Source organism: Heyndrickxia camelliae (assembly GCF_002844575.1).
In the GTDB taxonomy this organism is placed as follows: Bacteria; Bacillota; Bacilli; order Bacillales; family Bacillaceae_C; genus Margalitia; species Margalitia camelliae.
The window spans coordinates 1-9,508 of sequence record NZ_PIQO01000046.1; the positions used below are offsets into that span (position 1 = coordinate 1).

General features: G+C 28.5%; 15 protein-coding genes and 1 pseudogene. All 16 read right to left on the reverse strand.

Translation table 11 applies throughout. The features are described from left to right. The coding region (locus tag CWO92_RS24550; RefSeq protein WP_133120617.1) for a hypothetical protein at nt 1–520 on the reverse strand (520 nt) is incomplete at its 3' end. 80 nt (nt 521–600) lie between these two features. Next, entirely contained in the window at nt 601–1,659 is a 1,059-nt protein-coding gene (locus tag CWO92_RS24555; RefSeq protein WP_165786782.1) for a tyrosine-type recombinase/integrase, read from the reverse strand. Between the two features lie 28 nt (nt 1,660–1,687). After that, complete coding sequence (locus CWO92_RS26440; protein ID WP_268877627.1) at nt 1,688–1,816, reverse strand: hypothetical protein; 129 nt, start codon at nt 1,814–1,816, stop codon at nt 1,688–1,690. Between the two features lie 208 nt (nt 1,817–2,024). Then, nucleotides 2,025–2,408 (reverse strand): hypothetical protein, encoded by a 384-nt coding sequence (locus CWO92_RS24560; protein ID WP_101356796.1) that lies wholly within the window; start codon nt 2,406–2,408, stop codon nt 2,025–2,027. A gap of 64 nt (nt 2,409–2,472) precedes the next feature. Further along, the gene (locus CWO92_RS24565; RefSeq protein WP_101356797.1) at nt 2,473–2,679 is read right to left on the reverse strand and encodes a hypothetical protein; all 207 of its coding nucleotides are present in this window, start codon (nt 2,677–2,679) and stop codon (nt 2,473–2,475) included. A gap of 41 nt (nt 2,680–2,720) precedes the next feature. Beyond that, complete coding sequence (locus CWO92_RS24570; RefSeq protein ID WP_101356798.1) at nt 2,721–2,900, reverse strand: hypothetical protein; 180 nt, start codon at nt 2,898–2,900, stop codon at nt 2,721–2,723. Between the two features lie 43 nt (nt 2,901–2,943). Continuing rightward, the gene (locus CWO92_RS24575; protein ID WP_101356799.1) at nt 2,944–5,169 is read right to left on the reverse strand and encodes an RNA ligase; all 2,226 of its coding nucleotides are present in this window, start codon (nt 5,167–5,169) and stop codon (nt 2,944–2,946) included. A 51-nt stretch (nt 5,170–5,220) separates the two neighbouring features. Then, entirely contained in the window at nt 5,221–5,889 is a 669-nt protein-coding gene (locus tag CWO92_RS24580; RefSeq protein ID WP_101356800.1) for a hypothetical protein, read from the reverse strand. Between the two features lie 194 nt (nt 5,890–6,083). Then, nucleotides 6,084–6,596: pseudogene (locus CWO92_RS24585) on the reverse strand (hypothetical protein); the annotation flags it as partial. A 43-nt stretch (nt 6,597–6,639) separates the two neighbouring features. Then, nucleotides 6,640–6,972 carry a hypothetical protein gene (locus CWO92_RS24590; RefSeq protein ID WP_101356801.1) on the reverse strand — a complete coding sequence of 111 codons (333 nt, stop codon included), beginning with the start codon at nt 6,970–6,972 and terminating at the stop codon, nt 6,640–6,642. A gap of 107 nt (nt 6,973–7,079) precedes the next feature. After that, nucleotides 7,080–7,253: a hypothetical protein gene (locus CWO92_RS25735; protein WP_165786783.1), complete on the reverse strand. Its 174-nt coding sequence runs from the start codon at nt 7,251–7,253 to the stop codon at nt 7,080–7,082. A gap of 46 nt (nt 7,254–7,299) precedes the next feature. Beyond that, nucleotides 7,300–7,455 carry a hypothetical protein gene (locus tag CWO92_RS25740; protein WP_165786784.1) on the reverse strand — a complete coding sequence of 52 codons (156 nt, stop codon included), beginning with the start codon at nt 7,453–7,455 and terminating at the stop codon, nt 7,300–7,302. A 221-nt stretch (nt 7,456–7,676) separates the two neighbouring features. Continuing rightward, nucleotides 7,677–7,877, reverse strand: a complete 201-nt coding sequence (locus CWO92_RS24595; RefSeq protein WP_101356802.1) for a hypothetical protein — start codon at nt 7,875–7,877, stop codon at nt 7,677–7,679. Between the two features lie 36 nt (nt 7,878–7,913). Then, nucleotides 7,914–8,297, reverse strand: coding sequence for a hypothetical protein (locus CWO92_RS24600; protein ID WP_101356803.1), 384 nt, complete (start codon nt 8,295–8,297; stop codon nt 7,914–7,916). Between the two features lie 109 nt (nt 8,298–8,406). Beyond that, nucleotides 8,407–9,189 carry a phage antirepressor KilAC domain-containing protein gene (locus CWO92_RS24605; protein WP_101356804.1) on the reverse strand — a complete coding sequence of 261 codons (783 nt, stop codon included), beginning with the start codon at nt 9,187–9,189 and terminating at the stop codon, nt 8,407–8,409. A gap of 132 nt (nt 9,190–9,321) precedes the next feature. After that, nucleotides 9,322–9,477, reverse strand: a complete 156-nt coding sequence (locus tag CWO92_RS25745) for a hypothetical protein (RefSeq protein ID WP_165786785.1) — start codon at nt 9,475–9,477, stop codon at nt 9,322–9,324. Between the last annotated feature and the right edge of the window lie 31 nt (nt 9,478–9,508).

The window sequence follows — 9,508 nt, forward strand, 5'->3', positions numbered from 1 at the left end:
CAATCTCTTCAACATTCTTTTTATTTAATGTCGGTTCCATCCTTATTGAATTATCTTTTTGTCGTATAAATTTTGCTTCTCTTTGTAATTCAAAATCATAACCTAATAATTGTGATTCAATTAGTTTATTAATCGTTTGAATACTCATTGTAACCATATAGGTTGCATTACCGACCACTGTTGCATTTGTAAAAGTAATTGGGAAGTCAATGTCTTCACGCTTAATGCTTTCACTGTAAGTGTGAGCACTCTTAGTCTCTACTTCTGTAAAGTACTTTTCTGGATTAACTTCTAATACTCCACTTTTCATAAACACTTGTTCTGCAATTAAAAATAATTCTCGAATCTCTAATTTAGGTAGTTTTTCTTCTGGTTTATTAATTATCTCCTGTACAGTTCCAGCCATAATGTCATGTTTTTCAGCGAGGTATAATTTAATATCATTAATATCCGATCTTTTTCTTCTGATTTTTTGTATAGTATTAACAAGATGTTGTTCTAATTCTTTTCTATTTCTCAATCTGAACACCTCACAATATTTAATTGTATATTGACTATAACCAAAGTTTATACTATATATTGTATAGTGTAAATAAGTTATTACTCATTTTTGTTAATAATTTCATTTAATTTTAAATTGAGTAGTAATATCTGATCTTTATTTAAATTTTCAATTCCTTTTATTAATTCTTCGTGTGATACATTTTTGTATAAACAATCATCTATTTCATCCTTACTAGACCAAGCCCCTAAGAATTTTTCATCATCATCTTCTATATATAATAATGTTGCATTTGGAGATGAATGATTTGCAAATTTTCTTGTTATGTTGAGATTATTTGTTCTTTTCCACTGAAAAGTTACTCCAGCTTTACGAATTGAGTGAAATACGATGTTTCTTTCTGGCGGAAAGTTCATCCATACTCTAACTCTATCCATTAAGCTCTGAACAGCATTTTTGGAGATTGGAAAAACCTTTTCAGACTCACCTTTGATAGTTAACAAATCATTATATCTTTTTAAAGATATGCTTGGTCTGTAATCCTTATTTCCTTTATCTAATGCTTTAATTAAAACAGTCTCATCATTTTTAACTTCAAAATCTGTCCATTTCAAATTAAGTAAAGCTGTTCTTCTAATTGCAGTATCCATTGCGAACAAGACTAGAAAATACTTTATTTCTCTATCTCTAACTCTTGGCTTAACTAATATCAATCTTGCTATTTCTTCAACTTCATCAACTGTCAGTATACCATGACTATTATTTGTCTCAGGGCATTTTTGTATAAATTTAAAATAGCTAACATCTTCAACTATTCGTTTACCATTAATTTTTTTAGTGTGTAAATAATTTAAGAAACTTCGAATCGAGGCAATATTTCTATTTACCGTTTTTCCATTTAAACCTTCATTATCATACACTTCTTCAATAAATAATTCAAAATCATCTAATGTAATTTGAACATCTTCGATTGACAAATGTTCAATTTCTTTAAATTTAGTAATTCTAAAAAATTTTTTAATATCTCTTTGATATTCTGTAGCTGTATTTTCACTGTTTCTTTTATTCATTTTTATAAAACTTTGCAACTGATCATATATTAGTTTATTTTCAGTATTCAGTTTTGTTACGTTTTCATTCCTCTCAATTGCTCCCATTCTAATCATCCCCTCTTATTATTATTCATTAATTTAATTTTAATTCTCTTTCTAACATGCTGACAATACTTTTCATTTCTTTATAAGCTTTCTCAATATCTCTATGATTCATCTTTTTTACATTACGTTTGAAGTATCCAAATAAATCGTTTAACATTTTCATCATCCTCTTATAAGTTAATTATACTATATTTATATCCAATCTACCATGATTTTAGTCCTATATAAATTTATTTTTATTTATCTTAATTACATAATAATATAACGTTCCAATTTTGTAAATATAAATGATTGGATTTTTTTCATTTAATTTTATAAAACGGAAGTTTTATGACAAAAAAAAAGAGACTCACATAAGTAAGTCCTCATTTCTTATTTCTACCGAACGTAACAAGTTCGTCTTCATCTTCTTCAAATATTGTCTCAAATATAATTTTAGATTCCTTTTCCTTAACGGTGTCCACATTGAAATCTATAATAAGTTTTTGTCCGGAAGTCATTATAATAATTTTTTCTAATTCTTCTTCATTTTGATAAACAAAAGAATAATTTTGGATTAAATTTATATCTATATCTATAGAGGTTAATTCATGTAGTTCCAGTGTTACTATTTCATTATTCTTTTTCAATTTTAAACTTTTAGAATTACTTTTTAAAACCATTCCTTCCTCACCATAGAATTCTACAAATACTTCTTTACCCTTTAAACCTTTGATACAGTCATATACCCTTTGTGCAACTGTAACCATATTGTCACTCTCCCATATGTTTATTTATCAAAATATATGGAGAGGGTTAAATTTCTATTCTTATTTATTTTTTACTCATATTTATATTCACAATTATTTTTCCTACAGTTGATACAATCCCAATTACAGATATTATTCCACAAAATGTAAACCAACCATAATCATGATGTATATAATTATAAACTGCAAACCCTCCAAATATAGCTGCAGCCCAAGGATCTCCATCAAACACATCTTCTTTTTCTTCTGACTCTTTGTTTAAATTACTCAATTTCTCACATCCCTTAAAATGAACATTTTATATGTATTTAATTATTTATTTTTATCTCCATCTAAAGGATCAATTTCACCAAGAAGTTTACCTTCTTTGCTCCAATACTGGGTCACAATTCTAAATGCATTATCTACACCATTACCTCTACCTGTTTGAGTTTCAATAACTTCCACAAATTTTACTGACCTTGGTGTTTCTGCATCTACGGGTTTTCTCATTTACTTCACCTCCTTATATTCAAATCAAAAACGAATTTTATTATTAATTTATTTCACTTAGAAAGTCATTTCTAAGTTGGATAATATTTGATTTCTTTAGATACTCTTTATCTTTAGTCTTAGCCCATGAGAAAAACTTATTGTGTAATGGAGTATATAGACTCGAACCTTTAATCATATGATCATGTTTTCGTCCAATTTTATCCTTAATTCCTCTCATTTGTTTCCAAAAATTATAGTAAGGAAGTTTAATTTTAGTCATAAATCCTGAAGAATCTTCAATTACAAATCCTTCTTTTTCAATTGACCAATCATTTGTAATTTCTCTATACCACTTATAGAAGTCAGTCCAGTTGTCAATCACAGAAACCTTTTCTTTTACTTCGATCCCAATTTGTCTTCCGAATAATTGGAGATTTTCATAATCTACTTTTCCGTAATGTACATCTCTTTTAACCATATCTAATAATATTAATTTATCCTCGTTGTATTCAATTATATGAGGATCTTTTTCTACTAAGATTACTTCAAATACTAACGCTAGATTCATATTTTTTAATGTATCTTTTATAAATTGTATAGTATCCAGTTTAAATGTCTTATAGAACATCTCCTTAACCCATTCAGCATGTTCCCCTCTAAGTTCTGATTTTGATGTAAATACTAATTCATCTGTTTCTGAATCATACCCCACAGTTCCAAGATATCCATTAGGCTTATCATAAATAGTTACAGGGAATTTCATGTTATCAGCTAGTGCAGATATTTTAGTAAATGACCTTTCATTGACATTAAAGAACTTATTATATGATCTTGAGACTATCTCTTTAGTATTTGTATTTATAAATAATCCTCTTGCTTTTACATTAATATCATCCCATACTTTATCATTAAAAGCTTTTCTAGTAAAATTAAAGGATGAAATGTTTCCGCCTAGTTGTTTCTCGCTGATATATTTATGATTCTGTAAATATTCTAGGAAATTATCAATTGTTAGTTCATCTTCATTAATTGCTGGAATATCTCCCTTATTCAGTTTAAAAACTTTATTTTTGATTTCATGAGTATCAAAACCATCTTTACTTAAAGTTACTACTCGTAAATGTCCTCCTTTTTCTACTTGTCCTTCAAGATTAAAGGAGTTCTTTGCAGCTTGAACAGGTAGTCTAAAGATATTTCTATGCCCATGAATTTGATAAACAGTTGAAAACCATTCAAGCATTAATTTATTTCCTATTCCACCTCTAACCTGTTTACTACTATATTCGTTATTTTCAAAGGCATAATCAATATCTAATTCATAATCTCCTACACCCTTAATTAACTGTTCTGTAGATAAAAACATAAAGTTGTCTGGAATTTTTGATATTCCTCCATGTGTTACAACTACAGTTTTATCTCCATACGTATAATAAACTAATTGTCTTAACCTTCTATATAATTGCCTAACATCCTTTTTGTCTATTCCTGCTTGTTCAAGTTGTGGTTGCGTACTATTTTCAAATACCCTACTTACACATTCCTCATCATGTGACCATGTTTTAATGTGATGTTCGTGATTTCCCTCAAGAATAATTACGTTTTGATTATCTTTAATATCGATAAAGAACTGTAGAACTTTATCATTTTCTAACCCTCTATCCAATAAGTCACCAACAAAGATATAAAGTTCATCTTCTTTCAGTCCACCATTTAAATACTCCATTAATGCAGTATAGCATCCGTGAATGTCTCCAATATGATGAATCCTTTTCCATTCACTTAAATCAATAGGTTTAAACTGCATAACTTCTTGAAATTCATGTGGCTTGATTACATTTACCCATTTAGGAACATTTTCCGTCTGCATTCTTTCATATGAATTCATAATAGCATGATCAGGAACGTGTTTATATTCCGGTCTAAGTTTATTTTGTTCAAGCAATTTCTCAAGTGATACATTAGAGAAATCTACGACTGAAACCCTATAACGGTAACTTTGTGCTAATTGTTTATATCGAGATATAGCTTCAGTTTTCGCATGAGTTGCATCAATAACTGTGAATTCACCTCTTTTCATTCGTTCCTCAAGTAACTCAAAAAGAAATTTCCAAACTTTATTGTCATTCTTTGCATTAATAGTATATGTACCATTTTCAGTCATTACTGGTGTTTGGAATAACAATCTTATATCATCAGCACTTAATGTGAATTGTTCCAGTTTGTTTTCTTTAATAAACGTTGACTTCCCACTTCCCATTGCTCCACGTAACAAAACTAAATGTCTCATTAATCCCTCTCCCTTTTCAAATAAATGATAAATTTTATGTTAATTTAATTCTTATTCAATAATTAGCCCACCATTAAATTCATAGAAAACACCTGTAGCTTTAGCAAAAGCTAATTCAAGTTGACTTTTCTTTTCAGCAAATAGTTCATTCGATTCATCAGTCAAACATGTATCCCATTCTTGTGGAAAATCTCCATTTTCTTTTTCTTCATCTGATATTTCTCTGGTTTTTAAATTTTCTTCTACCCATCCAGCAAATTCAGATTCAATACAGTCAACAATGTCCTCTAGATAATACAAGTGCATTGGTTCAAACTCACCAAATTTATTCCTTTTGCTAAAATTTGAAGACTGTCTAAGTTTCTGATCCACTTCAAAAAATGGAATAGTGATAGCTCTCTCCTCATTTACAGTCACTGTATTATGTTCATGTCGATAATTGTATTTGATAGCAAAACTTTCTCTTTTTAATTTAATTGCTAAACCATCCAAACCACCTTTTTTCCCATAACTTGTACCAGTACCCAACGCTTTAGAGATATTATCAGTTGCGTATTGTCCAAAATGTCTAAACCAAATAGTCGCTTCAACTTGATTTTGATGGTGAATTATTTTTCCAGTATCAAATTCATTCAAGTTAATTAACCCATTATTAACTTTTTCTAATACAACTATATAACTTCCATCAATTATTTCAGCTAGTTTACTTCTAATTCCCATGCTTTCATCTCCCTTTTTCCTATTAAAATTCAATTTTTATCTCGATTCTTCTTCATTACTTCTTTCACGATTTTATCTTTTGTTTCCCAAAATAATTTCCATTCTAATTTATCACTGTATTCATCAGCCTTTTGTAGTAATTGTATTAATTTATTCTGAGTATCACGTAATTTTTTATTTTCTATTTGTAGTTGATTAACCTTATCCCAATCAAATGTCTCCAATATCTTTAACAACTTCTCAATCTTAGGTGCTCTCCAAGATGTCATTGCGTATGTATGAACTTCACTTGTGTAATGATAATGATTTAATTCAATATGTCTCTTGGCTTCAGCTTTAGTTAAAAACATGGTATTAGGAACAATAAATGATTCTTTTCTTTCTGGAATTGAATATGCATCCTCATAGATATGTTCTTTTACCCAATCAAGAACATCATCTACATAATCGGTATCAATTTCTTGAAAAGCTTTCTTTTGTTCGTCACTAAGATCAAATTCATTATTATTTATTGCCTCAACTATTTCCTCAAGAGAATAGCATCCCTCATCATCATATCTAATTGAATATCTTTCAGCATTCTCTTCCCAAGTTGGACTCCATCTATAATCCATTAATGCCCAGAAACAAGGAGCAGCTTGGATATCATGATCTTGTGTATTTAATTCATTTTGCAATTCCTTTAAGAATTTAATTTCCTCTAACATATTCCACCTCATATTCATTTGTTTTTATAATGAAATCGTTCTTTTATTTACATCTAACCATTTCTGAGTCAGCATATAAACCTAAAATAATTTTTGCTTTACTCTCTATATACTTTGGACATATGCTCTTATCTTTAATAAACTCCCCATTAATATTTAAATAAAGTTCTTTGCCTTTTTTCTTAATGTAATACTTATCTACTTCTTTATATTTAGTATTTAATTCATTAATAAATTCCTCTACCTGTTCAAATACCTGTGCGACTACACTATTATTTTGATTTTGTGCTTGTATCTTAGCTTGATTTATTACTTCATTTAATTTATTCCATTTTTGTTCTGCTAAAAACAACTTTTCCTCAACATATGACACCATTATAATTCCCCCCATATTCTATTAAATTCTACTTTTTAATGTGTAAGTGATTCTATCGCTGCTTTATAACCATTAATTCTCCCTTTATAAAAATGATCTTTTATTTTCTAAATAACTCTCAGTGAATTTGCAATTTCTTGTATTTTTTTAGTAGCTTTTTCATCTAGTTTTACTTGTTCACCATCAATAACCTTACTTAATAATCCCAATAATATTAATTGTTCTGTTTGTGTCATTTCAAAAGTGTAAATAGTTTCATTTTCTTTTCCTATACATCTCATTTCTGGTTCTCCTTAGTAAATAGTTTGGGGAAATATTGATTTAAAACTAATCTTTTAACTGAAATACTAATTCTAAATCTTCTTTTTTAATCTCTTTAATGGTTCCATCATTAAGCTTTATCGTTGGTGATCGTTGACTTTCATCATAAGTTAAGTCATAACGCTCAGTAGCTTCTTTAATAATATCTTGGATACCTCTCATAAAATCCTCCTTTTATGATAAATATGAATCACAACAATTTGCCTAATTCTATTTTAATTTCCAATATATCTAAAATAGTTGATAGATATTGCTCATGTGATCTAATTTAAATCAGTTTATAATGTCTTCAAAGGTACACTAACCCCCTAATTTTTTTGATATCCAGTATTTTTACTGGATATTTTTTTTATTTAATTTAAAAGTTCTGTTTCAATGTAAATTTAATTTTGTATATTAACAACAATTAAATAACCATTATTGTCACAATCATAGTATGAATCTACGTAAGTATATTTTTCATTATTATACAAAGTACCATATTCCTTTATTATTCTTATGAAGTCTTCTATCTGTTTAGGTGTCATTTCTCCTACTGATTTTGAAAAATTAATACCAGATTCCTCAATAATTACTTCAATCATTGTTTTATCCCCTCCTATTCAATTTAAATTATGATTTTAATGTAAAATTAACTCGTCTACAAAAGTACTATCGATGTCCCATCCTTCTGTATAATCTTTATTTTTCTTTCTTACTTTTTCTACATGTTTAGTAGAATGTGTTAGTTTATTATGTAAATTCCCTAAGCCTAATGTTTTGATAAGTGAATCCATGCTACTTAATTCATTTTTTACTAATCTCCTTTTCCGTAATAATATTTGAAGTTCTTTCGCAATATAGTAACCTTCTGCAGCATTGAATACTTTGTGTTCTACTGTATGATAATATTCAGCTAATTCCTTATCATACTTTTGTGCCTCTTCCCTTAGTTTTTGAAAGTCTTTCTCGATATTACTGATCATACTTTCTAATTCATTTAAATACTTTGTAGCAATGCACATTTCCCTCTCCCCTTTTATATAAAATAAGACGGACATTTATTCTTGATGTAATTCGCCCGTATTGTCAAGTATATTATATTAATTTATTTTTATAATGTAAAGTAAAATATTATGTATTTTGCAAATTTAATTCTCGGTCTATCACAGCTTCAATTCCTCTTTTAAGTAAGAGTGAATGGATAAACAATCTTCCTTTTTGAGTCCATTTAGTATGTAATTTACTACCTTTTTCACCATTTGGCTTTATGAATTCTTGAGTATGTGATTTAGTGAAACCTTTATCTTGATGTTGACTATATAATAACCATTGTCCATTTTGTTTGTATTGGACTTTTTCTTTCCTAAGAATTGTATTTAATGCTTTACCTGATATTCCGTAATCTTTAGCTATTTGAGTTATGTTTATAACATCTGTTGATTTTAATATTTCATCATAGTATGTCACTTTAGGTTCATATTCTTTAACCTGTTGTTCAAGCATTAATTTTTGAGTTTCAAGTAGCTTCTTTTCCTTTTGTTCTTCAATCCATCTTTCGGCTCGTGCAATTGGATCTTCTATCATATATGAAGCCATTTGAACTTTATTTTTCAGTGCCTCTTCCATATTATTGAATGCTTCTATATATTTTTCTTTATATTCAGCAGCTTTGACTCCGGTAAAACCCATTACCAAAAATACCAGACCATCTCGTTTGATCAAAAATCTTGATAAACTTCTTCCAGTTGAATCATTATATGTACTCGGCGAAAAATTTCGCTCAGTGAATTCTTTACTACAATCTAGATTTCTAATCTTTTTTAAGATATCTTTATGCGGTTTTTCAAATACTTCAGCAACCATCAAACTATCAGTGACAATTTCGTTTTTATCAATAAATACTAATTCTTTCATACAACCTCTCCTTTTTATCCATTTGATTTATTATCCATGAGTCCTCAGCAACCTTTCCAATTTATATTATCAATTACCTTACACCCATTCGCATCACACCTTTCGAATTTAATTGTATATGTACTATAAAACTCACTTTTTATTATATGTATAATGTACTTCGACTTGCTTTGTGCTACCTGTAAAGTGGATATTCTTAGATTTTAAACACTCCATAAGCAGAATAACAAAATCTTGATGGCTCATTTCCTCATCGATCATCAATGTACCTTTGATTTCAACCTCCACGAATCTCACCTCCTTATCATTTAATTTGATT

Excerpts from the sequence above, each read along its gene's own strand:
- CWO92_RS24555 (WP_165786782.1), bottom strand. The coding sequence starts at position 1,659 with ATGGGAGCAATTGAGAGGAATGAAAACGTAACAAAACTGAATACTGAA.
- CWO92_RS26440 (WP_268877627.1), bottom strand. The coding sequence starts at position 1,816 with ATGTTAAACGATTTATTTGGATACTTCAAACGTAATGTAAAAAAGATG.
- CWO92_RS24560 (WP_101356796.1), bottom strand. The coding sequence starts at position 2,408 with ATGGTTACAGTTGCACAAAGGGTATATGACTGTATCAAAGGTTTAAAG.
- CWO92_RS24570 (WP_101356798.1), bottom strand. The coding sequence starts at position 2,900 with ATGAGAAAACCCGTAGATGCAGAAACACCAAGGTCAGTAAAATTTGTG.
- CWO92_RS24575 (WP_101356799.1), bottom strand. The coding sequence starts at position 5,169 with ATGAGACATTTAGTTTTGTTACGTGGAGCAATGGGAAGTGGGAAGTCA.
- CWO92_RS24580 (WP_101356800.1), bottom strand. The coding sequence starts at position 5,889 with ATGGGAATTAGAAGTAAACTAGCTGAAATAATTGATGGAAGTTATATA.
- CWO92_RS24590 (WP_101356801.1), bottom strand. The coding sequence starts at position 6,972 with ATGGTGTCATATGTTGAGGAAAAGTTGTTTTTAGCAGAACAAAAATGG.
- CWO92_RS25735 (WP_165786783.1), bottom strand. The coding sequence starts at position 7,253 with ATGAGATGTATAGGAAAAGAAAATGAAACTATTTACACTTTTGAAATG.
- CWO92_RS25740 (WP_165786784.1), bottom strand. The coding sequence starts at position 7,455 with ATGAGAGGTATCCAAGATATTATTAAAGAAGCTACTGAGCGTTATGAC.
- CWO92_RS24595 (WP_101356802.1), bottom strand. The coding sequence starts at position 7,877 with ATGATTGAAGTAATTATTGAGGAATCTGGTATTAATTTTTCAAAATCA.
- CWO92_RS24600 (WP_101356803.1), bottom strand. The coding sequence starts at position 8,297 with ATGTGCATTGCTACAAAGTATTTAAATGAATTAGAAAGTATGATCAGT.
- CWO92_RS24605 (WP_101356804.1), bottom strand. The coding sequence starts at position 9,189 with ATGAAAGAATTAGTATTTATTGATAAAAACGAAATTGTCACTGATAGT.